Source organism: Spongiactinospora sp. 9N601 (assembly GCF_044326295.1).
GTDB classification, from domain to species: Bacteria; Actinomycetota; Actinomycetes; order Streptosporangiales; family Streptosporangiaceae; genus Spongiactinospora; species Spongiactinospora gelatinilytica.
This window is the reverse complement of the sequence record NZ_JBIRBB010000006.1, coordinates 99,378-122,498: the sequence shown is the minus strand read 5'-3', so window position 1 is coordinate 122,498 and position 23,121 is coordinate 99,378. Positions and strand designations below refer to the sequence as shown.

Below are 23,121 nucleotides of genomic sequence, written 5' to 3'. Positions count from 1 at the left end.
TGGGAACCCTCCTCGGCCTCGCTCAGCCACGGCCGAGCACCATGCCGCCATTGACCTGTAAAATCTGGCCGGTCACGTAGCCCGCCTGCGGTGATGCGAGGTAGCGGACGGCGCCGGCCATCTCCTCGTGCGTACCGAACCGGCCCATCGGCACCAACTGCCGCGCCTGCTCGGCGTTCCGGACGAACCGGGGGGAGGCCGCGTCGAGTGCCATGCCAGGGGCCACCACATTGACGGTGATGCCGTCCGCGGCCAGCTCGGGGACCAGCCCGTACGCCCAGGCGTGCAACGCCGCCTTGGCCGCCCCGTACGCGCCGCGGCCGAGAAGCGCGGCGTTCGAGCCGATCGCGATCACCCGCCCGCCCGGACGACGCAGGTGCCCGCGCAGTGCGCGGGTCAACAGGACCGTCGGCAGCACGTTGACGTTGTAGTGCTCACGCCATGCTCCGGCGATCTTCGTCAGGTCCGCGTCGTCCGACGCTCCGCCGTGCAGGCGCCCGCCGGCGTTGTTGACCAGGACGTCCACCGGTCCCTCGATCGTGGCCGCGACCCGCGCCACGTCATCCGGTTGCGTGAGGTCGGCTCGTCGCACGGTCACCCGCTCGCCGCCCGCCGCCTCATTGATCTCCTCCGCGCTCTGTTTCAGGACGTCGCCGCGGCGGCCAAGGATCACCACCTGGTCGCCGTCCTCGGCCAGGGCGCGGGCGATCGCCTTCCCGATCCCGCTGCCGCCTCCGGACACCACTGCCAGCCGTGCCATAGTGCTCTCCTCTCGTCCGACGTGCCTTAGAGTACTGCAAAGTACTCTAAGGCGATCATAAAGAGCTCATGCGCACCGCGAGCTTTGGCCGTCAGGACCGGACGAGCGGGAGCACGACCTCGTCCACGATCCACACGATGACGTCGTCGGGAACCGGGGCGCCATGGACGAGGAAGTGGTGGCGAAGCATGATCTGCCCCACTTTAGCCATCATGGGCTCGGACGCGCCTGGCCTGGCCTGGCCGCGTTCCTCTGCCCGATGCAGCACGGCCACCATGTCCATCGAGGGAACGTCGATGATGCGGGTCAGCGTGAACTCGGTCGGCGCCAGGTCCCGCAGGCTCTCCCCGAGCAGCCCGCGCGCCGCCTCCCCCAGCGGTCCTGCCAGCCGGACCGAGGCGCGTCGCAGCACCGCCAGCAGGTCCTCGCGCAGATCGCCGGTGTCAGGCGGGGGCTCGTGAGTGCCGGCGTAGCGGTGCGTCAGCGCCTCCATGACCAACTCCGCCACGCTGTTCCATCGGCGGTGCACCGAGGACTTGCTCGTCCCCGCCCGGCGGACCACCGACTCCATGGTGAGTCGCGCGTAGCCGACGTCCTCCAGTTCGGCCAGGGTCGCCTCGAAGATGGCGCGATGCAGCGCCTCCCCGCGTCGTCGCGGACCCTTTCGGTGGTCGGCCGCGGGTCCCGTCTGCGGTTCGCCGACCATTCTCCCGCCTTTCCCCGCCGGTACTCAGCCGAGGGTACGCGAGATGCGGTCCCAGACTGCTCGCGGCCGTGTCTGTCGTACTCGCAGATGAGCTGGAGACCCACGCCAGGACACATGTGGAGAGGACGGGCAGCACGAGGAGCAGGCGGAGCGCGCTGGAGATGACGGATCTTGCCCGATCGAGAGCCCGAGGCTTCCGGGAGCGCATAGGCGGCGACGATCGGCCCGTCGCCTATGAGGTCCTCGATGAACCGCCTGCGGCGATCGCCATGGCCAGGCCAACGCCCCCTGGCTCCTTACCGGTCCTGCGCCGCTGCCCGCCGCCGGGCCGGTCCGGGCCGTCTGAGGTCCCGGTGCCGGACTCGATGGTGTACATCGCCGTGATGCGTTCAACCAGATGGAGGATCCTCGCGTGTCAGCGCGACCTCGATCTCGGCCAGGTTCCGGCGTTCCCGCCAGGTCAGGGGGCATACCCGTTCACCCCTGTCTCGTCAGGCCGAGCGCCTGGCCGGCAGACAGCACGGTTGCCTCGTCGGCGGCGACGGCCAGCCAGGAGGTGCCGTCCTTGTCCGCGCACAGCAGGGACGCATCATCGACCTCGGCCAGCCAGCTCGGTGCCGGCTTCAGGTCCCGGGCGCCTGCCGCGCGGGGGAAGGGACGGGTTGAGGTGATCAGCAGCATGCGGCGGCCGTCAGGGGTTGCGTAGGCGTAGACGGTCGCCGGGATCTCATCCAACCTCTCCTGGGCCGTGCCCTGCCAGGTGTAGGCGCCGATGCGCATCGATGGCGGGCCCGGCTCCTGATGAACGGTCAGCGCATCGGCGCGCTGCAGTTCGGCGGCGGCCAGGAGCGGGGCCGGTTGTGTCATCAGCCTCAGCGCCATCGTCAGCGCGACGGCGATCAGCATCGCCACCGCTCCGGCGAGCAGCAGGTACGGCCAGCGCCGCCGCTCCGGCTCCGTGGCCAGGTCCGCGGTCAGGTCTGCTGTGGCGCGGATGCGCTCGCGCATCGACGGCGGGGCCACCACCCGCAAAGACTCGGCCAGTATCCGCCCCTGCCGCGCGGTGGTGGCCTCGGCCCAGCAGTCGCGGCAGTCCAGCATGTGCCGCTCGAACCAAAGGCGGCGCAGCGCGCCGAGTTCACCCGCCAGGTAGGCGGCGGCGTCGCGCTCAGGATCGTGGCGCACCGGAGTTCACCTCCACGGCGGCTTGGGCCAGCTTCTTACGCCCCCGGTGGACCCGCGCCAGGACGGTGCCGCGCGGCGCGTCGGTGATCGCCCCGGCCTCGGTGGCGGTGAACCCGCACAGATCCATCAAGATCACTGCGATCCGCTGCTCGGCGGGCAGGCGGTGCAACGCCGCCTCGATCACCGTCCGGTCGATCGCCTCGCCTGCCACATCGGCCCGCCCAGGCGGGTCGAAGCCCTTCGGCATCGCCACCTCGGCGTGGGTCGCGCTGCGGCGCAGCCGGTCGCGGCCCAGATTCAAGCAGATGGTGGCCAGCCACGGGGCGGCCCGGTGCGGGCGGCGGCCGTCGATCCAGGCCGCCCACGCCCGAGCATAGGTTTCCTGCACCAGGTCCTCGGCATCGGCATGCGTCGGCGTCAGCCTGCGGGCCAGGTTGAAGACCACATCCGCCGCGGGCATGGTCGCCTGCAGGAACCGCTCGTGCCCTCCGCTCATGTCACCGGACCCGATGCCATCGGACTCACCTCAGCGGACCAGGGCGCGCTCGCCCGGGCCGATGGCCAGGAAGCCCTCTCCGCGGCGCACTCCGGATCCATAGAAGAAGAACGCCAGCACGGTGCCGAACACCATGTGGGCGAACAGTTCGAACGGCTGGTTGGCGTCGCCGAAGACCGGGAACAGCAGCGGGGAGAGCACCAGGAAGTTGACCACGTACAGCAGCACGCCGTACACGGTGCCGGCCAGCGCGGCGGTGCCGTTGGTGCGCAGCGCCGGCGCGATCAGCGCGAAGCCGATACCGAAGGCCGCCGACAGCACCAGGTGCACGGCCAGCCCGGCCCAGACGCTGGTCTGACCGGCCATGATGGCCTGTTTGCCGCCCTGCACGATGCTGGCCATCATGTGCAGCGGCATGTCGGCCTTGCCCGGCGGCTGGGTCGAGGCGAACCACATGGTCACCCCGGCGAAGATCATGCCGGAGACCACGCCGCCGATGGCGCCGCGGATCAGCCGGCTGGAAAGAGGTTCAGCAGCCATGACGCCGGCTCCTTTGCGACCTCGTCTGTTGTCCTGCTACCCCTAGGGACGGATGACAGGCGACGCTGATTGCACCCGGCTCCGGACCGGATCGCAAAGTTGGCCCACAGCCCGGGCGGCTTCCTGAGAATCCCGCCCGGGCCGCCGGGAGTCGTGCGGCGTGAACTTCAGCGGCTGGTTGCTGATGTCGGTGCGGCCCGTTCGAGCAAGAGCCTCGTCGAGCAAGGCCCGGATGCCGGAGATGGGAATCGGCCGGTTCTCTCTGCCCCGACCTGTCGCTGGAACAGCAGGGGCATGGTGGATTCCAAGCCCCGCTCGTGAACATCGTGTGCCGCTCCGCCTTCACTCGGCCCCGGCCGCCCCGCATCCTCGCCGCCGCGATCTGCGGGGCGGCCTCCGTCCGGGGCTGCTGCTGGATGTCGGTGTTCCGCTCGGTGGCGGTCGCGTTGAGCGTCGCCGCCGACTCCGCCCGCTGTGGTGCGGCGGACTGGTCCACCAGGTCTGGGCGGATCTCCGGGGCGTCGGTACGTTGGGGTCTTCGGCAGGTGGAGGCGGAATGGCGGACAGCGGGGCGGGATGGGCTCTTGGTCTAGCGCCACGGTCGGTGTGGCAGCCCTGGCGGCTGCGCGAGGTAACGGTCGCCCCGGACGGGATCGCCATCGGCCGGCCGTGGTGGCGTGGGCGTTCGATCCGGTGGGCCGGAGTCATCGAGTGCCACCTGGCCACCAGGACAAAAATCCGGCGGTCGCCATCGGGGCGGATCAGGTTGCGAAACGTGTACGTGCTGACGATCCGCCGCCGCTTCGGACTCCGCACGCGGCTGCGGATGGCCACCCCGGCCACGGTCACCGACCACGGTGCCCTGCATGGGGGGTACCCCTGCGCGTTCAGCGGGCATCACGCCAGGCCGATGAGCCGCCTGGCCAGGTCGTCGAAGTCGGCGTCGTGGACCACCATGTCCGGGCCCGGCTCGGATATTCGCACCGGCAACGGCTCCTCCGCGGACGCCGGCGCCCGCAGACCGTCGAGGACCAAGCGCTCGTCCTTGAGCAGCATCATCTCGTCGAAGCGCGGGAAACCGCCCGGTCCGGCCGGTTCCCGGTCATCACGGTCGAGGCGCGGGCGGCGGTGTCCCTTGCCGGCATGAATTCGCTTGCGTCCGCTGCCCCATACTCCAGGCCGACCCCCGGCAAGGACCCGCTGCCTCCCGAAGCGCGGGCGCGCCTGCTCGCGCGTGACCCGATTTTCGTGGCGAGCCATTGGGTATTGGCCGGTGCCGCGGTGGTCGGTGTCATCGTCGCGCTGCTCACCCTCTGACCCTGGAGGGCGGGCGTACCGCGCCGCCTGCTGCTGGTGATCTCTTGGTCGCTGGGGGCTTTCATGATCGCCCGATCGGTGGGAGTTCTGGGGTTCGGTTTCTTCGGCGACGCGGCGGTGCTGACCGGGCTGCGCCCCCCGCCCGCCGAGCACGCGGGGCTGGCTCGTGACCTGGCGTGGTGGGACCTGCTGCTGTGGTCGCCGTTCTTCCTGCTCTGGGGCACGTGCTGGGCAGTGGGTGGATGGCGCCTCAGCAGGACCTGATCCCGAGGAGATCTGGGGATCTTCTGTGGATCGGCGCGGAGACCGCGACTCATCCGGACCCTCGTACGGCTCCTCTCAGTCCGGCGGAGTCGGTGATCATGCATGATGGCGCGATGATGAGGATCGAGACGCCGTGGGGGCCATGGGAAGCCGCGCCGCTTGACGAGGTCGTCGCGCTGATGCGCGGGCTGGCGGCGCCGTGGTGGGTGGCCGGTGGGTACGCGATCGAGCTGGCCGTGGGCCGTCCGTATCGCGACCATGCGGACGTGGACGTCGCGCTGCTGCGCCGGGACCAGCTCGCGGTGCGGCGGCTGCTGCACGACTGGGACGTCCACGCCGCGGTCGTGCCCCGGACGCTGCGGCCATGGGCGCCGGAGGAGGTGCTGCCCGAGTCGGCGCACGACATCTGGGTACGCGAGCATCCGGAAGGACCATGGCGGTTCCAGCTCATGCTGGACGAAGCCGATGGGGAGGAGTGGGTCTACCGGCGTGACCCTCGGATCCGCCGCCCGCTGGCCGGGCTGACCGTCGAGGAGGACGGTTTCCAGCGGCTTGCCCCGGAGGTGCAACTGCTCTACAAGGCCAAGGGCAGGCGGCCGAAGGACGAGACCGACTTCGAGAAGGTGCTCCCGCTGCTGGGCGACGGGCAGCGGCGCTGGCTGGACGAGGCTCTGGAAACGGAGCACACCACACATTCCTGGCGCGAGCTCCTGCGCCGTGATCCATGAGCTGGACGCTGCGCCGCCATGCCGCCGCAGTCGCCGTCGCCCCGTTTCGACCATGCGTCTCCCGAACAGAGGCGGGTCTCCGCACATTGACGGCGCCGGCGAGGGCCCGGAGGCGACAGTTCATGAACTACATCCCGCGGTCCTCGCGCTCGCCGCCCCCGAGGGGGAGCCCGAGGGTGAGTACGCCGTGACCCGCCATCCTGGCCGGGCGGCGCATCGTCCCGGCCGTCCGTATCGGCCGGCAGGAGGTCACGCGTCGTCCGGCAGCGGTTCGCCGGTCTCCAGCAGCGTCTTCAGGCTCGCCACCACGTTCGGCCAGCCGTGGCTGACCATCTCGGCCAGGGCCGATCCGGGCTCGAAGCCGTCGTGTACGACGGTGAGCTTCACGACCTGGGCGCCCTCCTCGATCGTGAAGGTGACCTTCGAGCGGGGCTCTCCGGACAGCCGGGCGAGCGTTTCCTCGTCCCAGCCGAAGCGCTTGGCGAGCTCTGGGGTGATGGCGTGCCAGGTGTAGGAGAGCCGGCTGTACGGTTCGGCCTCCAGCACGACCTGCTCCGGGTCGCTGATCAGGACGCCGTGGTTGTCCCAGGTCATCGGCGAGCCGACGGACCAGTCCGTACTGAACTCCGTGGCCCAATAGCGGCGGGTGAAGGCGGGCTCGGTCAGCGCCTGCCAGAGCTTCTGCGGGGTGGTGCGGATGTAGGTGGTGTAGACGAAGGTCGGCGCGTCCATCGGGGTCTCCTCCAAGGCGAGTTTCAGGTCCGCCAGGGCTTGGACCCTGGCCTGGTCGTATCGGCTGATCCACCGGTGGGCGATCTCGTGCACGGGCGCGGCGTTGAGGTAGTGCAGCTTCTCCCGGCCCCGCCGCACGGTGGCGACGAGCCCGGCCTCCTCCAGCACCGCGAGGTGCTTGCTGACGGACTGCCTGGCCATGTCGAGTCCGGCGCACAGCTCGCGCAGCGTCTGCCCGTTGCGGACGTTGAGCGAGTCGAGCAGCGCGCGCCGGCTCGGATCGGCCAGTGCCTTGAACACCTCGTCCATGCCCGCCCTCGCACCCAGGTCGCCGTTCATCGATATGCAGCCATCCGGCTGCCTTTAATTTAGGCAGCCGGATGGCTGCCTGTCAAGGCGCACGGCCGCCAGAGATCACCCTGAGGTTTTCCCCAGGGTGAGTGTGCAGCGAACCACATGGTCCTGCGCCGGGGCGCCTTCTAGCGTTCTTTCATGCTTCGGATCACCGCCGCGGTGCTCTTGGTCGTGCTCTCGGGGGTCCCGGCACCGGCTCCCGCCATGACCCCGCAGACCATCGATCGATATGTTGCGGAATACCGGAAGAACGCGCGCTTGCCGGGCATCGCGATAGCGGTCACGCAGGGCGAGCGGGTCGTACACGTGGCGGGCTACGGCCACGACGCGTCCGGCTCTCCCATCACAGGGCGGACACCCATGCGGATCGCCTCCATGTCGAAGTCCTTCACGGCGCTGGCGGTCATGCAGTTGGTGGAGAAGCGGCGGGTAAGGCTCGATCGGCCGATCGTCGACTACCTGCCGGAGCTCGCTCTGGGCGACCCGCGGGCCGAGCGCATCACCGTGCGTCAGGTACTGAACCAGACATCCGGGCTGTCCAAGGTCTCCTTTCCCACGGCGGACCTGGCGGGCATCGGATCCCTGCGCGAGGCGGTGGCGCGTTTGCGCGGAGCGAAGCTGGCCGGCGAGCCCGGCGCCGCGCATCGCTATCACAATGCCAACTACTGGATCGCCGGAAGGCTCGTCGAGGTGGTCAGCGGGCAGCCGTTCGCCACGTACCTCCAGCGGCATGTCTTCCAGCCGCTCGGCATGCGATCGACGACGAGCGTCGACAACTCCAGTGACCATGTGCCGGGGCTGGCCGACGGGTTCACCTTCGCCTACGGGTTCGCCCTGGCGAACCGGGAGTTGCCCGACAGGTTCGTCGGAGGCTCGGGCGGGGTGGTGACGACGGCGGAGGATCTGGCCCGGTGGCTCAGCCTGCACGCCGGCGCGCGGGGGAATCGCACCGTGACAGGGGCGAGCCTGCGCGAGATGCACACGCCGTCTGATCCACGCGGAATGTACGGATTCGGCTGGTACCGCGAGTCCCCCCAGCGCATAGCGCACAGCGGAGCGCTGTTCACCTACACGTCGTTCCAGTTGATCATGCCCGGAGCGAAGTACGGGATCGCCGTTCTCTGCAACAGCCGCGCCTCCGTGGTCGACGATCCGGCCGCCATCGCAGAAGGGCTCGCCGAGCTGGCGACGGGGCGTTCGCCCGCTTCAGCCGCTCCCCTGGCATTGAGGGCCGACCTTGTCGTCGGGGCGCTCACGCTCCTGGTGCTGGCGCTCGGAGCGGCGATGCTGATGCGGGCACGGCGATGGGCGGACCGACGCGCCGGCCGCCCCGTCTGGAGCACCGCTCTGCGGCTGCTCCCCTACCTGCTGGCGGTGGCACTGGTGGTGTGCTTTCCGGTGATCATGCTCGCGCTCGGAGTCGATCTCAACTGGCGGCAGCTTGTCTACGTGTGGCCCGCACTCCTGGTATTGCTGGCGGCATCCGCCCTGATGGCCGCCGCTGTCATCGCCATGCGCCTCGTATCCATGAGACGCCGCCTGCGATCGCGCATAGGCTCTTCCGGGTGATGGCGCCACTGCTTCCCCACGCCAGGCGCACCGCGACCGGCCTGCTGCTCGGCGGGATGACCGCGATCGTCGCGGTGTTCCTCCTCCTCGCGGTGGCACCTGCCGCCTTGGCCGCCGCCACCCGGCGACGCCCCCTGACGGGCCGGATCGCGAACCTGGCCAGGACGCTCACGGACCTGGAGCAGCGTCGCCTCGCGCGCTTCCTCGGCGGCGGCGTGCGTACCGCCTACGGCCCCGGCCAGGCGGTCGGCTACCTGGCGCTGCGTGCGCCGCTGGGATTCCTGGCGCTCATTCTCTTCCTGCTCCTGGGCTACGGCCTGACCGCCACCGTCGCCATCCCGGCAGGGTGGATCACCGGTGACATCGTCGCCGGCTTCAGGCCGACGCCGTACCTCATCGGCTACCTGGTCATCGCCGGGAGCGTACTGCTGTTCCTGGACCTCCAGGGGCTCGCCGCCGTCGCCGCGTTCGAGCGCAAGCTGGCGCTGCGCTGCCTCGGCCCCACCCGCCAGGAGTACGAACTCCGCATCGCCCGGCTGTCCGAGAGCAGAGCCGACATCCTCACGACCGTCCATGAGGAGCGACGCCGGATAGAAAGGGATCTGCACGACGGCGTCCAGCAGCAACTGGTCGCGCTGGGCACGCTCATCGGGCGCGCCCGGCGCGCCACGGACGGCCAGGGGGTCCATGATCTGCTGGCCGAGGCGCACCAGCAGTCGCAAAAGGCCCTGGTCGAGCTCCGCGACGTGGCCTGGCGCATCTATCCCACGGCCCTGGACGACGGCGGCCTGCCGACCGCCGTCGAGGCGGTGGCGGCACGATCGCCCATCCCGGCGGAGGTGGAGTGCACCGTCCCCGGCGGGCCACCGCTCGCCACTGATGTGGTGGCGTACTTCGTCATATCCGAGGCCGTCACCAACGCCATCAAGCACTCCGGCGCCCACCGCATGCGCATCACCGTCCACGAACACACCGGCGACGGACGCGAGGTCACGACCGTGCGCATCGCCGACGACGGCGTAGGCGGCGCGGATCCGGCGGGCACCGGCCTGACGGGCCTGCGCCGCCGCGTCGAGGCCCTGGACGGCGAGCTCGCCATCGACAGCCCGCCCGGCGGTCCGACGATCGTCCACGCGACCCTCCCGCATCTCACCTACCGCCCCCGCGGTACGGTTCGTCGGCCTGCTGCGCTCGGGGACAGCGGCACACATCGCGCTGTGTGAGACGCGCCGGACTGGCGCGGTAGGGACCGCCTGCCTGCCCGGCCTCGTCGGCCGCACCGCGGCCCGCCTCGCCAATGAGGCTCCGGCCATGAGTCGCGGTCAGCAGACGCCGACACAGGCCCTTTCGCCGAGGTCTTTCCCGTCGAAGGCGAGCGCGAGCCTGCCGTGGACCACCCCCTTGCCGGCGTCGGCAGAGGTCACACTGCCTTTCACGGACGCCTTCCTGCCGTCTTCTGTCCGACCGGAGCAATCGACCTCGTGGTCACCCCCGGACGACGGCTTCGCCGCGCAGTCGAGTACATCTTCGAGCTTGACGCCCGCAGCCTCCTCGATGGCGACCTGCCCCAGGACGCTCAACGCCCCCTCTACCGCTCCTTGCCGCGCGCCATCCTGCGCGGCCTCCTGGATACCGGAACAGCCGGTGAGAGCCAGTGAAACGCCCAGACCGATAAGAACTATTCGCATGCCCACGTTCCCTGATTTTGATGGATCAGTTCCTCGACACGGTAACGGCAGAGATCACCGGTGCGTGGGCGGCGGAATCGATGGTCGTCTTCGCTCAGTGCGTACCCGCGCGGTGATGTGTCCCGTCGCGCCCTCGCCGGACGCGACGACCGACACCACCGTCCCGCCGATCAGAGCGCCCGCGGCGGCCACCACGTGCTCCATACGCCGAACGAGTTTCACGAACGGTCTCCGCGCGGCGCGTCCGGAGTGTTTCCGGGGCCCTGGAAGTCCATCGGTAGCGCCTCTGTACTCGACGGCCACACGCTGCTGAGATCCGCGTGCTGATGCACGGCGGATACGCGGACGTTTGGGAGGATGTCAATGCACGCCTGGCAGACCAGGACAAGCTTCACCTGCCCGATAGTGAGCGACATTGCCTGGCAATGTACGACCGCACCGCACGCGGGCGGACAGGAGCCCGGCGGAGAGAATGCTCTGAGGGCCGAACCCGCGCCCAGGCCGGCGGCAGGAGCCCGCCGCCATCGGCAAACAGTGGCCGCCTGACCGGGCCCGCGCGCCCTGCCGGGAAATATTGGCAGCGGCCCCCCGTCGCCGCGAGGGCAACGCGCCAGCGCGTCAGGCGTCGATCCCTGAAAGCTGGCCAAGGAGTCTGCTCGACCGGGCACGCTCCTCCGCCGTACGCGCTCGTCAAGCAAGGCCGGATCGAGGTCTGGGGACCGCCTGGACCACCGCACAAGTACATCTGGAGCGAGCCGGCCGCCGGCACCGGGAACGGTGGTGAAGGTCAGCCCTCGCTCGCGGGCTCGCCCGGTGGACGCCAGCCGCGGATGAGGATCTCGAAGATCGTTTCGATGGCGGCGCGGCTGTCGCGGTGGCCTCGGGCGAGTGCGAGAGTAGGGACCTCCAGGACATATCTAGCCAGGACGGTGCAGGCGAGGTCGTCGTGGCCGACGCCGAGGTCGTCGGCGATGGCGGCGGCGAGGGCGTCGGTGTGCCGGGTCCACATGCGTTCGGCGTAGGCGCGAAGTTCCGGTGTGGAGTCCACCAGGCGGCTGAACCCGGCCCACTGCGGGTGCGTCTCGATCGGCGGCCAGTTGTCCAGGACGTGCTGGAGCAGCGCCTCGGGAATGCTCTGGCCCGTGGGCCGCTGCCGGACCGCGGCGACCAGCGCGGCCTCCCGGCCCTCGTCCTCGTCGAAGACGAGGGCCTCCTTGCCCGTGAAGTGCTTGAACACCGTGGTGGTCGACACATCGGCCGCGTCGGCGATGTCGCGGATGCTCACCTGGTCATAGCCGCGCGCGAGGAAGAGCTCCAGGGCGGCGTCGGCGATCGCCTGACGGGTGGCCGCCTTCTTGCGTTCGCGGCGGCCGGTGGTTGGCGCGGTCATGGGTTGAGCATATCCGATCGTTGCACCATGCCGACAGTAGAACCAGTTACTAAGTTGACTCGTTTCACTTTTTTATCTAGTGTGCCGATTGGAAGCCGCAAGCCCCGCCCTCGCTTCATCGGACCCGAGAGGAACCCGTCATGACCTCCCCCGCACCCGCCCGCGCCCGCATCAGCGTCATCGGCGCCGGGCCCGGCGGTCTGACCTGCGCCCGCATCCTGCAACGGCACGGCCTGACGCCCACCGTCTACGACCGCGACAGCGGCCCTGACGCCCGCGACCAGGGCGGCACCCTCGACCTGCACGCCGGCAACGGCCAGATCGCGCTGCGCGAGGCCGGGCTGCTGGAGGAGTTCTTCGCCCTGGCCCGCCCCGAGGGGCAGGAGATGCGCCAGATGAGCAGCACCGGTGAGATCCTCTTCCATCACGTCCCCGAGGACGGCGAGCGGTTCAAGCCGGAGATCGACCGCGGCGCCCTGCGGGATCTGCTGCTGGGTTCGCTGCGACCGGGCACCGTGCAATGGGGCCGCGCCCTCACCTCGATCAGCGGGCCGGCCGGCGGGCCGCGCCTGCTGCACTTCGCCGACGGCACGACCGTCGAGACCGACCTGGTCATCGGTGCCGACGGCGCCTTCTCCCGGGTCCGCCCGGCCGTCTCGCCCGCCGTCCCGCAGTACAGCGGGGTGAGCTTCCTGGAGGCGTGGTTCTCCGGCGTCCAGGCCCGGCACCGCGAGATCGACGAGCTGGTCGGCCAGGGCGGGGCCGCCGCGGCCGATGGCGAGCGCGGTATGTTCGCCCAGCGCAACGGCGGTGACCGCATCCGCGTCTACATCATCCGGCGGGTCCCGGCCGACTGGATCGAGCGGTGCGGCCTGACCATCGGCGACACCGGCGCCATCCGCGCCCGGCTCCTTTCTGAGTACGCCGGCTGGTCGCCGCTGCTGCGCCGGCTGATCAGCGACAACGACGGCCACTACGTCGACCGCCCGATATACGCCCTGCCCGTCCCGCACACCTGGGAGCGCGACCCGGCCGTCACGCTGCTCGGCGACGCCGCCCACCTGATGCCCCCGCTCGGCGTCGGCGTCAACCTCGCCATGCTGGACGCCGGTGAGCTCGCCCTCGCCCTGGCCCGTTCGGCCACCGTCGCCGACGCCGTACGCGACTACGAGGAGACGATGCTGCCCCGCTCGACCGAGACGGCCAAGCTCCTGGAGGGCGGCGCCGAGCAACTGCTGAGCGACGAGCTACCCCACTTCGCCCAGGACGACGACACCCGCCATGAAGACCATTCGCCGATCGGTTCGTACCGGAAAGATCCTGTTCGCCCGTAGGCCGTGATCCGAACACCTCTCGTTCCCCGTGCCCCAAGAGATTGGCTCGGGCGCCTTTCGCGCCCACACCGAGCAGCACGGGCCATCGCCCAAAGGGAGCACAGCACATGGGTCACGGTCACCCTCACCCGCACCATCACGACCTGGACCAGGGCACAGCGGACGCAGACGTCCCTCCGGTGCTCGACCTGTCGGTCCCGGACGCCGAGTTGTCCCCCGCCGATGCCTCCCGCCGCGGCTTCCTGCGCCGCGCCGGGCTGCTCGGCGCCGGTGCCGCCGCCGCGACGAGCGTGCTGGCCGCCCCGGACGCGGCGCACGCCCACGGCCACCACGGCGGCAGAGGCGGATACCGGTGGCTCGCCGGCGACCACCACATCCACACCCAGTACAGCTCCGACGGCCAGTACCGGGTCATCGACCAGGCCAGGCACGCGCACGCCTACGGCCTGGACTGGATGGTCATCACCGACCACGGCGGGGCCGCGCACGCGAGGATCGGCGTGGAGAAGGTCAACCCCGACATCCGCGCCGCCCGCGACGAGCTCAGGGGTCTGCTGATCTACCAGGGCCTGGAGTGGAACATCCCGGCCGCCGAGCACGCGACCGTCTTCGTCCACCCTGGGCGCAACGAGGTGGCGGTGCTCAAGGAGTTCGAGAACGCCTACGACGGCTCGGTCAAGGGGGCGGGCGACTCGACCCCGGCGAACGAGGCGCTGGCCATCGCGGGGATCAAATTCCTCGGCGAGCAGGTGCGCAGACGCCGTGTCGAAGGCGCGCTCTTCCTGGCCAACCACCCCGCGCGGCGCGGGATCGACTCGCCGCACGAGATCCGCGCCTGGCGCGACGCCGACCCCTCGGTGGCGATCGGCATGGAGGGCGCGCCCGGGCACCAGGCCGCCGGGCTGCCCCGGCCGACCGGCGGGCGGGCCCGCGGCTACTACGACAACAACCCCTCCCCCGGCTCCTTCGCCGGCTACCCGCTGGAGAGCTACCGCACCTGGGGCGGCTTCGACTGGATGACCGCGACCGTCGGCGGGCTCTGGGACAGCCTGCTCGCCGAGGGCAAGCCGTGGTGGATCAGCGCCAACTCCGACTCGCACGTCAACCACCTGGACACCTCCCGGCGCGGTCCCGGCACCGACTTCGAGCGCGACGGCAGGCACGCCGACCCGGTGTACGGGCCGGTGCTCACCGACGCCGGTGACTACTGGCCGGGCCAGTACAGCCGCACGCACGTCGGCGCGACGTCGTTCGATCACCGCGCGGTGATGGACGGCCTGCGCGCGGGGCGGGTCTGGGTCGACCACGGCGGCCTGATCGGCGGCCTGGACGTCCGCGCCCGGCACGAGGGCGACCGGCGCGGGCACTCGGGCACGCCGCTGGGCGGCGTCATGCGGGTACGGCGCGGCGCGAAGGTGGAGGTGACCATCGACATCGACCTGGCCACCACGCCCAACTGGTCGCAGTTCGTCCCGAGGCTCGCCCGGGTCGATGTGATCGCCGGCCAGGTGACCGGACCGGTCGCCGACCGCGACACGTTCACCGCCCCGACCGCGCGGGTGGTCAAGTCCTTCGAGGTCGGCGAGGCCACCGGCCGGGTGTCGTTCACCTACTCCTTCGGGCGGGCGGGCGAGCCGTTCTACTTCCGGATCCGTGGTACGGACGGCAAGCGCGGCGCGCCGGGCCTGATGGGCGCGGCGGTCGACCCGGCCGGGCCCGCGCTGGACGTGGCGGGCGCCGCCGACCCGTGGGAGGACCTGTGGTTCTACGCCAACCCGATCTGGGTCCTGCCGAGTTGATCGGGCTCAGCCTCGGGCACCGTACCGACCGGGACGCCGAGCACTGGCTGCGCCACGCGGTGCGCCCGCTCGGCCTCCCGGGCCTGGTCGCCTGCACGCACCTGGTGCGGCGGCCGTTCCCGCACGTGGCGGTGAGCCTGGCCACGGGCGGCGAGCCGCCGACCGGCCTGCCGGTCACCGCGCCGGAGCTGCGGGAGGCGGCCGGGCACGCCGCCGCCGAGCACGCCGCCCGCCGGTCCGGCAGGGCGGTGATCTATCCCGGCGTGGAGAGGCTGACCGGCACGCTGACGGTCGGCGAGGTGATCGCGCTGAGCGCCATCGAGCGGGTGACCGGGCTCGGCGGCCCGCCGCCGGAGCCTGAGACGGGGCTCGAAACCCGTGACCACGTCCGCCCGCAGTGGATGGACGGCCTGCTGACGCTGGTCACGGTGCCGGTGGCGGGCGGCCGGGTGGCCCCCTTCGAGGTACCGGACCCGACGCCCTGCTGCGCGGACCACTGACCCTCCGGAGCTTCGGCCGCGCACACGCAAACAGTGCGGAAACACACCGGGCGGTTCGATGGGTGATCGCGGGCCGGGACGGGCTGCACCGTTCCGGCCCCGTGGTCCCTTTCGCCCATCGGCTCTCGGAAAGGCATCCGCATGACTTCAGCAGAGGCTCATCCTTCACGGCGGGTCGCGCTCGGCCTGCTGGGCGCGGTTCCGCTGACCGCGGGCGGCGTGACGGCGTTCGCGGAACCGGCCGCCGCCGCCGAGGAGTTCGCGGGCAACGGCCGCATCCCTGGGGACGTGCGCCCGGGCGGGGCCTACGACAGGTTTCTCAAGAAGCTGGCCGACGAGGACGGGTTCTCCGGCACGGTGCTGATCAAGCACCATGACCGCACGGTGCTGTCCAGGTCGTACGGCATGGCCGACAAAGGGCGCGCGATCCCGAACCGGGCCGGCACCATATTCAACCTGGCGTCGGCCTCGAAGCCCTTCACCGCGCTGTCCATCCTGCAACTGGTCCAGGCGAACAGGCTCAAGCTCACCGACAAGATCGGCGACCACCTCGACGGTTTTCCGGCCGAGACGGCCCGGCATGTGATGATCCACCACCTGCTCACCCACACCTCCGGCCTGGAGAGCGATGTGCACCTGCCGGACCGGATCACCAACAGCGTGCAGGAGGAAAGGGCGCTGCGCGAGATGGTCCACCGGGCCGCCAAACCGGTGTTCACGCCTGGTGGCGACCACGCCTACAGCAGCGTCGGCATGTCCATCCTCGGGGAGATCGTCGAGAAGGTGGGCGGCGGCGGGTCCTTTCACGAGTACGTCGCCGAGAACGTCTTCCGGCGCGCGGGGATGACCGACTCGGCGTACTACACCCGCCCGGACTGGCTGAGCAACGAGCGGATCGCGCATCCCTACATGTGGCAGGAGGACGGGACCCGGGTGGACGCCGTCCGCAACCTGGACAAGGGCGCGGTGCTCAACGGGGGGAAGGGCACCAACGCGGCACGGGCCTGGATCGGCTCGGGCGGTGGCGGCGGCTTCTCCACGGCCCCGGACCTGGCCGCCTTCGCACGGGCGCTGCTGAGCGGCAGGCTGCTCGACCCCGCGCTGACCGAACTCTTCCTGAGCCCGAAGTACCCCACCACCCCGCCGGGCGGGGGTGAGCGGCCGGGGCAGGGGTTCTCGGCGTACGGGGTGGTGATGAGCCTGATCGGCGGCCGGTTCCTGGCCGGGCACGGCGGCGGCATCGGCGGCGGGAACACCAACTGGACGATCTACCGCGACCGCGGCTGGATGGGGATCATCCTCTGCAACTACGACCTCGACATCCAATCGATCATCGCCCAGGAACGCACCGCCATCCTCGGCCTCTGACCCCCAGGCCAAGGCGGGTGGGTCAGCCGCCGGCGGCGGGGAAGAAGGGGGCCCAGCGCTCGTAGGCGGCCTGGAAGGTCACGCCGGCCGCCGCGGCCACGTCGGCCCAGGAGGCGCCGCAGCCGAGGGCCGTACGGACCGCGCGGGTCAGCCGCCGGTCGGCCACCGCGGCGGCGGCCGCGGTGCGGGCGACCTCGTCCAGCGCGTCGGCCGGATCGGCGTGCGCCCGCCACTCCTCCTCGATCTCCTCGGTGATCTCGGCAGGCGCGGTGCCGTACCGGTCGGCGTCGGGGACGTGTACCCGGTAGGCGTCCGGGTCGGCCTGTTCCGGCCAGGACACCCGCACCCACAGCGGCCCGCGCCAGCCGCACTCGCAAAGCCCGCGCCACCCGATCACCTCACGCCCGTCGCGGATCTCCGGCTCGCCCGCGCGCTGGCCGCCCAGCGGCCGCTGCGGCGCGAACCGTCGCACCATCGCACCGACCGAGGTGCCGTCACCGCCCGAGCCGACCGAGAACCAGCCTCCGGGGAACTGCGCGGCGGCCCACCCTTCGTGGACGCCGTCACCGCTGGTCCAGCCCATCTCGCCCCCCAAGCCCTTCGCACGTGCCGTACGATCCGCCTCAGCTCGCCGGTCTGCCTCCCGGCGGGCGGGACGCGCACCGGCCGGAGGGGATCGGCATCCGGGCGTGATGAGCCGGGAACGTCCAAGCGCACGGGACCGACCGGTCCGTCACCGTCATGACACAAGTCTTTCGCGAATTTCGCGTGGGATGCGGATTGTCGCGACATTCATAAAAAGCCGTCGCCCGCTCGCAGCCAAGGGCCGAGCACCGGGGCGGCCTCGGCTCGCCCGGCCGCGTCGATCACCCGCAGCGGGCCTTCCCGCCGCAGCAGCCGTGCGGGCTTGAGCGCGTGGTCGCCTGGACCGGCGTTGGTACGGGTCCCGCCCGGCGGCGGCCGGGGCGAGGAGACGCCGCCCGCGCCGGCCTCGGCGATGGCCGCGTAGTTCTCCCCCGGCAGGCTGTCCGGCCACCAGGTGGGCGGGCACATCGACCCGGCGCGCGTGCTCGCCTACCTGCCCGGCTGGGAGGGCCAGTACTACCACGCCCACCCGTCCTACCGCCCCGGCCCCGACCTCGGCGGCGAAGCCGGTTTCGCCGCCCTGGCCCGCACCGCACGCGAACTCGGCACCCGGCTGATGCCGATGTTCCGCGCCAACGGCGTCAACGGCGCCCAGTACCCCGCCTGGCCGGACGCCGTCATCCGCAACGACACCGACCGCTACGCCGACCTGCTGAACCGCCCCGACTGGAACGGCGACCGGTTCGGCGAGGGCGACCAGGTATTGCTCAGCCCCGGCGGCCCGGCTTCCGTCGCCACCTGGTGGAGGCCGTGAGCGGCATCGTCACCGGCTTCGGCGTGGACGCCGTGTTCTTCGACACGGCGGGCTTCTGGTCCGGCGACCCGCGCCACCCCGGGCGCTGCGCGCCGAACCGCTCGGGCGCCATCCCGATCTGCTGCCGGCGGCCGAAGGGTGGTGGGACGCCATGCTCGCGCTGTTCCCGCTCAGCCGGCAGTGGCTCGGCTTCGGCCGGGACGTCCGCGCGCCCGGCGTGCTCACCCGGTACGGCCGGACCACGGGCCACCTGGCCGAGGGCACCCCCGGGCCGGGCAGCACCGGAGTCCACGAGGAGGGCTTTCGCGCCCGCCCGGCCGCTCGCGGGGCACCTGCCCGTGGTCGGGATCGTCGGCGACACCCTCGCCGACCATGGCGAGGAGGGCGTCCGGATCTGCCGCTGGGCCGCGGCGCGCGCCGCCTCCGCGCGGCGGGAGGTGGAGCCCCGCTGATCGCCGCGCGGAAGGCGCGCCAGGGTCAGAACTGGTCGTCGTCCACGTCGTGGCGGCGCGGGGTGCGGTCGATCGTCCGCTGCTCCTCCTCCCAGGGCAGCCGGTCGACCACGCTGATCCCCGGGCGGCCCGCCTCGACCTGGAACCGCGCGGCCGTGACCATCGTGGTCTCGCCCGGCTGCCAGACCGTGCTGACGACCTGGAGGGAGGCCAGCAGCCTGGCGGGGGTCACGTCGCACACGACGTAGCCGCGCCGGTTGCCGATGTACTTCCAGTGCGGGCTCTCCGCCATGATCGGATCGTAGACGCGGTGGAAGGCGACGGGGTCGGAGTCGCCGCCGGAGCTGATCGAGGTGCCGGTGATCTCCGCGCCCACCACCGGGGAGGCCGGGTCGTCGAAGTCCGGCTTCAGGTCGCACACCCAGGTGGCGTGCCGGTCGCCGGTGAGCACCACCGGGTTGGCCGTACGGCCGGAGCCGAAGAAGTCGAGCAGGCGGCGGCGCTGCGCCCGGTAGCCGTCCCAGTTGTCGAAGTCGAACACCTGCTGTGGCCCGGCCATCCGGTCGTTGGAGGCCCACATCACCTGGTTGGCCAGCAGGTTCCACCGGGTGTCGGCCTCGGACATGCCCCTGACCAGCCATTCTTCCTGCTCAGGGCCGGTCATCGTGCGGGCGGGGTCCTCGGCCTCGGCCAGGGTGGCGGGCTGGTCGCTGCGGTACTGGCGGGTGTCGAGCACGTGCAGCGTGGCGAGCCGGCCGAAGCCCAGCCTGCGGTGCAGCCGCAGGTCGATGCCGCGCGGGCGGGCGGACCTGCGCAGCGGCAGGTGCTCGTAGTACGCCTGGAAGGCGGCGGCCCGGCGGGCCAGGAAGGCGTCCGGCGGCTGCTGGGCGGGGTCCTGCGGGATCTCGTCGGCCCAGTTGTTGTCGACCTCGTGGTCGTCCCAGGTCGCGATCCAGGGGAACGCGGCGTGCGCGGCCTGGAGTTCGGGGTCGGTCTTGTACTGCGCGTGCCGGTTGCGGTAGTCGGCCAGGGTGTACGGCTCGTCGTCGCCCTCGTGGGTGCGCACGGTCGTGGTCCGCGGGACCGACTCGTAGATGTAGTCGCCGAGGAAGGCGACGAACGCCAGGTCCTCCTGGGCCAGGTGGTGGTAGGCGGTGAAGTAGCCGTCCTGCCAGTTCTGGCAACTGGCGAAGGCGAAGCGCAGGTGCCGGTTGGCCTGGCCGGGGCGCGGGGCGGTACGGCTGCGGCCGACCGGCGAGACCTCCTCACCGGCCCGGAAGCGGTAGAAGTACTCGCGGTCCGGCCGCAGGCCGCCGATCTCGGCGTGTACGGCGTGCCCGTGCTCGGGCCGGGCGAGTTCCACGCCCTGGGCACGGATCTGCCGGAACCGCTCGTCCTCGGCGACCTGCCAGCGCACCGGCACCGGGCGGTCGGGCATGCCGCCGCCGTCCAGGGGGCGCGGGGCCAGCCGCGTCCACAGTACGAAACCGCCGGGCAGCGGGTCGCCGGAGGCGACTCCGAGGGTGAACAGGCCGCGCGGCAGCGGGCCGCCGCCGTACGCCCGGACCGCGGCGGCGGCGCCGTCCGGGCCGGTCAGCGCGGGCCCGAACAGCAGGTGGCCCGCGGTCAGGACGGTGGCGGCCCCACCAGTGGCGAGAAAGCGACGGCGAGCATGATGATCGGACATACTGCCTCCCCTGTGGGCTCCACAGAGGATCTCCACGCCGCGGTGAACACTCGGCGTCGCGCCACGCGGCGGAAAGGCGACGAGGGCGCGAACATTGATCGCCCCTTTCTCAGCCCGCCTGGACCGGCCGCCCTTCGGCGATGGCGCGGAGCGCGGCCAGGTGGCGGGCGTAGGCGTCCCGCCCGGTCTTGGACAGCGCCAGCCAGGTGCGCGGGCGCTTGCCGACGTAGCCCTTGGTCACCTTGACGTACTCCACCTTCTCCAAGATCGCGACCTGCTTGGAAAGGGCCGAGTCGGTGATCTCGACGGTGTCGCGGACGAAGCCGAACTCCGCCTTGTCCGCCGCGGCGAGCACGGCCATGATGGACATCCGCACCGGTGAGTGGATCACCTCGTCCAGCTCGTGCCGGGGATGGCTCACAGGCGCCTGCCCTCGGCGCAGGCGCCGGCGAACAGCGGCAGGGCCACGACCAGACCGGCTGCGACCACGATCGCCGGATCACGGACGCCCGCCCCGGTGATCAGCACGATGTAGCCCGTGTGCAGCACCGCCCAGGCCGCCACCGTGGTGAGGTAGCGGCGGGCGAAGCCACGCGCCACCACGCGCTGACGGACCGCGAAGACGCTGACCCAGGCGACGAAGCCCAGCATGACCGCCATCGGGAAGGCCAGGCTCCAGGGCCGTTCGGACATCAGCGCGAACGCGGGCTCCACCACGACGGTGACCACGCCCCAGACGGTCAGCAGGGTGATCGGCCAGCGCGACCCGGCCAGCACCTCCCGGCCGCGGCGTTCGACCTCCAGCAGCGCGGTCCGCGCGTCGTCCGGCTCCATGTCCGCTCCCTTCGATGCCGTGTTCATAGAATGGCAAGTACTTTCCCAACTGGCAAGTAGATGACAAGGGAGAAACCCGGGAGGTCTTCGGCCGGGTGTTAGATCCAGCCCTCTTCCCAGGCCAGGTGCGCGGCGGCGTGCCGGGAGGCGACGCCCAGTTTGGACATCGCCGCCGACAGGTAGTTGCGGACCGTGCCGGGCGCGAGGTGGACCTGCGCGGCGATCTCGTTGATCGACGCGCCCGTGCGGGAGGCGCGCAGCACCTCAAGCTCGCGCTCGCTGAGCGGGCACTCGCCCTCCGAGAGGGCGGAGGCGGCGATGTCGGCGTCGATGTAGCGCCGCCCGGCGGCGACGTCGCGGATGATCTCGGCCAGCTTGGCGGCGGGGGTGGTCTTGGGCACGAAACCACGTACACCAGCCGAAAGCGCCCGGCGCAGTACGCCGGGCCGGGCGTGCCGGGTGATCAGGATGATGGGGACGTCCAGCTCGGCGCGGATCTCCTCGGCCGCGCGCAGGCCGTCGGCCGGGGGCATCTCCAGGTCCAGCACGGCGATGTCCGGGATGTGCTCGCGGGCCAGCCGTACCGCGTCGGTGGAGGTGGCCGCCTCGGCGACGACGGTCAGGTCGTCCTCCAGCTCCAGCAGCGCGGCCAGCGCGCCGCGCAGGAGGTCTTCGTCATCGGCGATCAAGAGCCTGATCATCGGCTCGCCACCCCGGCCTCCACCACCGGCAACGAGGCCACCACCTCGAACCGATCACCATCGCACTCCCAGCTCAACGCGCCTCCCGCGGCCTCCAGCCGCTCCGCCAGAGCGACCAGCCCACTCCCCGGCCCCGAAGCCGCCAGGGCGGCAGCGCCGGTACCCGGACGCGGGCCTTGTGGGGTGGTGGCGCCGTCGTTGGTCACGCGAAGTCGGGCGATGCCATCGGTGACGCGGTAGTCGACCTCGGCGTGCCGGGCCCGGCTGTGCCGCAGGACGTTGGTGGTCGCCTCGCGCATCACCAGGCCGAGCAGGTGCCTGCCGGGCTCGGGGAGCGCGGTGGAGCCGGGGCCCGGCGGGCGCTCCACGCGGGCGTCGATCTCGGCCGCGGCCAGTACCTTCGCCGCGTTGGCGATCTCCGCCTCCAGCGTCGTACGACGGTAGCCCTGTACCACGGCACGCGTGTCGTCCAGCGCCTCGGCGGACAACCGGCGCACCTCCCTCATCTCGGCGGCGGCCCGCGCCGGGTCGGACTCCACGAGCCGGGCCGCCAGTTCGCTCTTCAGCGCGATCACCTGCAGATGGTGTCCCTGGATGTCGTGCAGGTCGGCGGCGAAACGCAGCCGCTCGTCCTTGACCGCAAGTTCCGCGGCCAGGTGCCGCGCGTGGTTCAGCCGCTCGGCGATGTCCCAGGCCGACAGCATGCCGAGCGTCGTCCAGGCGGTGAAGGCCACCAGGCCGGCGGAGAACGCCGCCCCGGACCGCCACCCGTCGGCGGAGGCCAGGCCGCCCACCCCGCCCAGCGCCGCCGCGGCCACGACGGCGGCGGCGATCAGCGCCCACCTGCGCGGCGGCGGCACGAACATGGCGATGATCGAGATCATCAGCGCGGGCGCGAGCGGCCACAGCCGGTGGTCGCCCAGGGCCAGCGGGATCGCCGCGAGCGCGGCGGCGGCCAGGCTCCCGGCGATCAGCCAGGCGAGCGGCGGGCGTACCGCCCGGCCCTCCGGGGCGTGCCCGTCCCCGCCCCGGGGCAGCCGCAGGTGCAGCAGCACCCCGGCCGCCGTCACCATGACGGCCAGCGCCACGACGGCGACGGCCTTGCCCCACGGCGGGAGGGCGGGATCGGCGATCCAGCCCCTGCCGAAGAGCACCAGAAAGAGGGTGACGGTCCCGGTCAGGCTCCACCACGTGTAGCGGCGGAAGACCCCAAGGCCCGTGCCGCGCTCGATCGGCCCCTCACGCACGCCGTCCATTGTCGCAGCGAAACGCGGGCCCGCGCGCTCATGGATCATCGACCCCCGGCGGCCGATACTCG

Annotated in this window: 28 protein-coding genes; 11 read left to right on the top strand and 17 right to left on the bottom strand. The window is 71.6% G+C overall.

Translation table 11 applies throughout. The features are described from left to right. Positions 1–22 precede the first annotated feature (22 nt). The 6 genes from ACH34R_RS15565 to ACH34R_RS15540 all read right to left on the bottom strand — a co-directional run bounded on the left by ACH34R_RS15565 (position 23) and on the right by ACH34R_RS15540 (position 4,746). The gene (locus tag ACH34R_RS15565; RefSeq protein WP_397562124.1) at positions 23–760 is read right to left on the bottom strand and encodes an SDR family NAD(P)-dependent oxidoreductase; all 738 of its coding nucleotides are present in this window, start codon (positions 758–760) and stop codon (positions 23–25) included. Positions 761–851: 91 nt separating this feature from the next. Continuing rightward, a complete protein-coding gene (locus tag ACH34R_RS15560) occupies positions 852–1,466 on the bottom strand; it encodes a TetR/AcrR family transcriptional regulator (RefSeq protein ID WP_397562123.1) in 615 nt (204 codons plus the stop codon). Between the two features lie 477 nt (positions 1,467–1,943). Then, positions 1,944–2,651, bottom strand: coding sequence for a hypothetical protein (locus tag ACH34R_RS15555; protein WP_397562122.1), 708 nt, complete (start codon positions 2,649–2,651; stop codon positions 1,944–1,946). After that, positions 2,635–3,147 carry an RNA polymerase sigma factor gene (locus tag ACH34R_RS15550; protein ID WP_397562121.1) on the bottom strand — a complete coding sequence of 171 codons (513 nt, stop codon included), beginning with the start codon at positions 3,145–3,147 and terminating at the stop codon, positions 2,635–2,637. Before ACH34R_RS15550 ends, ACH34R_RS15555 begins: the two co-directional genes overlap by 17 nt. A 30-nt stretch (positions 3,148–3,177) precedes the next feature. Next, positions 3,178–3,687 carry a hypothetical protein gene (locus ACH34R_RS15545; protein WP_397562120.1) on the bottom strand — a complete coding sequence of 170 codons (510 nt, stop codon included), beginning with the start codon at positions 3,685–3,687 and terminating at the stop codon, positions 3,178–3,180. A gap of 897 nt (positions 3,688–4,584) precedes the next feature. Next, the gene (locus tag ACH34R_RS15540; RefSeq protein WP_397562119.1) at positions 4,585–4,746 is read right to left on the bottom strand and encodes a hypothetical protein; all 162 of its coding nucleotides are present in this window, start codon (positions 4,744–4,746) and stop codon (positions 4,585–4,587) included. 84 nt (positions 4,747–4,830) lie between these two features. Between ACH34R_RS15540 and ACH34R_RS15535 the strand changes: the two genes are divergently transcribed. The 3 genes from ACH34R_RS15535 to ACH34R_RS15525 all read left to right on the top strand — a co-directional run bounded on the left by ACH34R_RS15535 (position 4,831) and on the right by ACH34R_RS15525 (position 5,996). Next, the gene (locus ACH34R_RS15535; RefSeq protein WP_397562118.1) at positions 4,831–5,004 is read left to right on the top strand and encodes a hypothetical protein; all 174 of its coding nucleotides are present in this window, start codon (positions 4,831–4,833) and stop codon (positions 5,002–5,004) included. Positions 5,005–5,067: 63 nt separating this feature from the next. After that, positions 5,068–5,268 carry a hypothetical protein gene (locus tag ACH34R_RS15530; RefSeq protein WP_397562117.1) on the top strand — a complete coding sequence of 67 codons (201 nt, stop codon included), beginning with the start codon at positions 5,068–5,070 and terminating at the stop codon, positions 5,266–5,268. Between the two features lie 113 nt (positions 5,269–5,381). Continuing rightward, positions 5,382–5,996, top strand: a complete 615-nt coding sequence (locus ACH34R_RS15525; RefSeq protein WP_397562116.1) for a nucleotidyltransferase domain-containing protein — start codon at positions 5,382–5,384, stop codon at positions 5,994–5,996. Positions 5,997–6,245: 249 nt separating this feature from the next. On the opposite strand, the gene ACH34R_RS15520 is transcribed toward ACH34R_RS15525, so the two are convergent. Continuing rightward, complete coding sequence (locus tag ACH34R_RS15520) at positions 6,246–7,067, bottom strand: ArsR/SmtB family transcription factor (RefSeq protein WP_397562115.1); 822 nt, start codon at positions 7,065–7,067, stop codon at positions 6,246–6,248. Between the two features lie 153 nt (positions 7,068–7,220). Between ACH34R_RS15520 and ACH34R_RS15515 the strand changes: the two genes are divergently transcribed. Then, positions 7,221–8,651 carry a serine hydrolase domain-containing protein gene (locus tag ACH34R_RS15515; RefSeq protein WP_397562114.1) on the top strand — a complete coding sequence of 477 codons (1,431 nt, stop codon included), beginning with the start codon at positions 7,221–7,223 and terminating at the stop codon, positions 8,649–8,651. After that, positions 8,651–9,874, top strand: coding sequence for a sensor histidine kinase (locus tag ACH34R_RS15510; protein ID WP_397562454.1), 1,224 nt, complete (start codon positions 8,651–8,653; stop codon positions 9,872–9,874). Before ACH34R_RS15515 ends, ACH34R_RS15510 begins: the two co-directional genes overlap by 1 nt. Positions 9,875–9,973: 99 nt before the next feature. Here ACH34R_RS15510 and ACH34R_RS15505 read toward each other — a convergent pair whose 3' ends face one another. From ACH34R_RS15505 to ACH34R_RS15495, 3 genes are all read right to left on the bottom strand, one after another. Continuing rightward, positions 9,974–10,339: a hypothetical protein gene (locus ACH34R_RS15505; RefSeq protein WP_397562113.1), complete on the bottom strand. Its 366-nt coding sequence runs from the start codon at positions 10,337–10,339 to the stop codon at positions 9,974–9,976. Positions 10,340–10,393: 54 nt separating this feature from the next. Further along, a complete protein-coding gene (locus ACH34R_RS15500; RefSeq protein ID WP_397562112.1) occupies positions 10,394–10,561 on the bottom strand; it encodes a hypothetical protein in 168 nt (55 codons plus the stop codon). Positions 10,562–11,126: 565 nt separating this feature from the next. Then, entirely contained in the window at positions 11,127–11,729 is a 603-nt protein-coding gene (locus ACH34R_RS15495; RefSeq protein ID WP_397562111.1) for a TetR/AcrR family transcriptional regulator, read from the bottom strand. A 140-nt stretch (positions 11,730–11,869) separates the two neighbouring features. Between ACH34R_RS15495 and ACH34R_RS15490 the strand changes: the two genes are divergently transcribed. The 4 genes from ACH34R_RS15490 to ACH34R_RS15475 all read left to right on the top strand — a co-directional run bounded on the left by ACH34R_RS15490 (position 11,870) and on the right by ACH34R_RS15475 (position 16,730). After that, entirely contained in the window at positions 11,870–13,063 is a 1,194-nt protein-coding gene (locus ACH34R_RS15490; protein ID WP_397562110.1) for an FAD-dependent oxidoreductase, read from the top strand. 107 nt (positions 13,064–13,170) lie between these two features. Next, entirely contained in the window at positions 13,171–14,862 is a 1,692-nt protein-coding gene (locus ACH34R_RS15485; protein ID WP_397562109.1) for a PHP domain-containing protein, read from the top strand. Beyond that, a complete protein-coding gene (locus tag ACH34R_RS15480; protein ID WP_397562108.1) occupies positions 14,859–15,362 on the top strand; it encodes a hypothetical protein in 504 nt (167 codons plus the stop codon). Before ACH34R_RS15485 ends, ACH34R_RS15480 begins: the two co-directional genes overlap by 4 nt. Positions 15,363–15,503: 141 nt before the next feature. Further along, entirely contained in the window at positions 15,504–16,730 is a 1,227-nt protein-coding gene (locus tag ACH34R_RS15475) for a serine hydrolase domain-containing protein (RefSeq protein WP_397562107.1), read from the top strand. 22 nt (positions 16,731–16,752) lie between these two features. On the opposite strand, the gene ACH34R_RS15470 is transcribed toward ACH34R_RS15475, so the two are convergent. Next, positions 16,753–17,313 (bottom strand): hypothetical protein, encoded by a 561-nt coding sequence (locus tag ACH34R_RS15470; protein ID WP_397562106.1) that lies wholly within the window; start codon positions 17,311–17,313, stop codon positions 16,753–16,755. Positions 17,314–17,522: 209 nt separating this feature from the next. Continuing rightward, entirely contained in the window at positions 17,523–17,783 is a 261-nt protein-coding gene (locus tag ACH34R_RS15465; RefSeq protein WP_397562105.1) for a hypothetical protein, read from the bottom strand. Between ACH34R_RS15465 and ACH34R_RS15460 the strand changes: the two genes are divergently transcribed. Both ACH34R_RS15460 and ACH34R_RS15455 read left to right on the top strand, forming a co-directional pair. After that, positions 17,770–18,129: a hypothetical protein gene (locus tag ACH34R_RS15460; RefSeq protein WP_397562104.1), complete on the top strand. Its 360-nt coding sequence runs from the start codon at positions 17,770–17,772 to the stop codon at positions 18,127–18,129. The genes ACH34R_RS15465 and ACH34R_RS15460 overlap by 14 nt on opposite strands. After that, a complete protein-coding gene (locus ACH34R_RS15455; RefSeq protein ID WP_397562103.1) occupies positions 18,126–18,581 on the top strand; it encodes a hypothetical protein in 456 nt (151 codons plus the stop codon). Before ACH34R_RS15460 ends, ACH34R_RS15455 begins: the two co-directional genes overlap by 4 nt. A 25-nt stretch (positions 18,582–18,606) precedes the next feature. Here the strand turns inward: ACH34R_RS15455 and ACH34R_RS15450 are convergent, their stop codons facing one another. The 5 genes from ACH34R_RS15450 to ACH34R_RS15430 form a co-directional block, all read right to left on the bottom strand. Further along, positions 18,607–20,268 (bottom strand): alkaline phosphatase D family protein, encoded by a 1,662-nt coding sequence (locus tag ACH34R_RS15450; RefSeq protein ID WP_397562102.1) that lies wholly within the window; start codon positions 20,266–20,268, stop codon positions 18,607–18,609. Positions 20,269–20,377: 109 nt separating this feature from the next. Next, positions 20,378–20,689, bottom strand: a complete 312-nt coding sequence (locus ACH34R_RS15445; protein WP_397562101.1) for a winged helix-turn-helix domain-containing protein — start codon at positions 20,687–20,689, stop codon at positions 20,378–20,380. Continuing rightward, on the bottom strand, positions 20,686–21,102 hold the full coding sequence (locus ACH34R_RS15440; RefSeq protein ID WP_397562100.1) for a hypothetical protein: 417 nt from the start codon (positions 21,100–21,102) through the stop codon (positions 20,686–20,688). Before ACH34R_RS15440 ends, ACH34R_RS15445 begins: the two co-directional genes overlap by 4 nt. 98 nt (positions 21,103–21,200) lie before the next feature. Then, positions 21,201–21,803 (bottom strand): response regulator, encoded by a 603-nt coding sequence (locus ACH34R_RS15435; RefSeq protein ID WP_397562099.1) that lies wholly within the window; start codon positions 21,801–21,803, stop codon positions 21,201–21,203. Further along, on the bottom strand, positions 21,800–23,050 hold the full coding sequence (locus ACH34R_RS15430; protein WP_397562098.1) for a sensor histidine kinase: 1,251 nt from the start codon (positions 23,048–23,050) through the stop codon (positions 21,800–21,802). Before ACH34R_RS15430 ends, ACH34R_RS15435 begins: the two co-directional genes overlap by 4 nt. Positions 23,051–23,121 lie beyond the last annotated feature (71 nt).

Coding starts and splice junctions, on each gene's coding strand:
- ACH34R_RS15435 (WP_397562099.1), bottom strand. CDS start 21,803: ATGATCAGGCTCTTGATCGCCGATGACGAAGACCTCCTGCGCGGCGCG.
- ACH34R_RS15505 (WP_397562113.1), bottom strand. CDS start 10,339: ATGCGAATAGTTCTTATCGGTCTGGGCGTTTCACTGGCTCTCACCGGC.
- ACH34R_RS15560 (WP_397562123.1), bottom strand. CDS start 1,466: ATGGTCGGCGAACCGCAGACGGGACCCGCGGCCGACCACCGAAAGGGT.
- ACH34R_RS15465 (WP_397562105.1), bottom strand. CDS start 17,783: ATGTGCCCGCCCACCTGGTGGCCGGACAGCCTGCCGGGGGAGAACTAC.
- ACH34R_RS15495 (WP_397562111.1), bottom strand. CDS start 11,729: ATGACCGCGCCAACCACCGGCCGCCGCGAACGCAAGAAGGCGGCCACC.
- ACH34R_RS15510 (WP_397562454.1), top strand. CDS start 8,651: ATGGCGCCACTGCTTCCCCACGCCAGGCGCACCGCGACCGGCCTGCTG.
- ACH34R_RS15515 (WP_397562114.1), top strand. CDS start 7,221: ATGCTTCGGATCACCGCCGCGGTGCTCTTGGTCGTGCTCTCGGGGGTC.
- ACH34R_RS15550 (WP_397562121.1), bottom strand. CDS start 3,147: ATGAGCGGAGGGCACGAGCGGTTCCTGCAGGCGACCATGCCCGCGGCG.
- ACH34R_RS15535 (WP_397562118.1), top strand. CDS start 4,831: ATGAATTCGCTTGCGTCCGCTGCCCCATACTCCAGGCCGACCCCCGGC.
- ACH34R_RS15565 (WP_397562124.1), bottom strand. CDS start 760: ATGGCACGGCTGGCAGTGGTGTCCGGAGGCGGCAGCGGGATCGGGAAG.
- ACH34R_RS15530 (WP_397562117.1), top strand. CDS start 5,068: ATGATCGCCCGATCGGTGGGAGTTCTGGGGTTCGGTTTCTTCGGCGAC.
- ACH34R_RS15520 (WP_397562115.1), bottom strand. CDS start 7,067: ATGAACGGCGACCTGGGTGCGAGGGCGGGCATGGACGAGGTGTTCAAG.
- ACH34R_RS15485 (WP_397562109.1), top strand. CDS start 13,171: ATGGGTCACGGTCACCCTCACCCGCACCATCACGACCTGGACCAGGGC.
- ACH34R_RS15475 (WP_397562107.1), top strand. CDS start 15,504: ATGACTTCAGCAGAGGCTCATCCTTCACGGCGGGTCGCGCTCGGCCTG.
- ACH34R_RS15450 (WP_397562102.1), bottom strand. CDS start 20,268: ATGTCCGATCATCATGCTCGCCGTCGCTTTCTCGCCACTGGTGGGGCC.
- ACH34R_RS15440 (WP_397562100.1), bottom strand. CDS start 21,102: ATGGAGCCGGACGACGCGCGGACCGCGCTGCTGGAGGTCGAACGCCGC.
- ACH34R_RS15525 (WP_397562116.1), top strand. CDS start 5,382: ATGATGAGGATCGAGACGCCGTGGGGGCCATGGGAAGCCGCGCCGCTT.
- ACH34R_RS15540 (WP_397562119.1), bottom strand. CDS start 4,746: ATGATGCTGCTCAAGGACGAGCGCTTGGTCCTCGACGGTCTGCGGGCG.
- ACH34R_RS15470 (WP_397562106.1), bottom strand. CDS start 17,313: ATGGGCTGGACCAGCGGTGACGGCGTCCACGAAGGGTGGGCCGCCGCG.
- ACH34R_RS15545 (WP_397562120.1), bottom strand. CDS start 3,687: ATGGCTGCTGAACCTCTTTCCAGCCGGCTGATCCGCGGCGCCATCGGC.
- ACH34R_RS15490 (WP_397562110.1), top strand. CDS start 11,870: ATGACCTCCCCCGCACCCGCCCGCGCCCGCATCAGCGTCATCGGCGCC.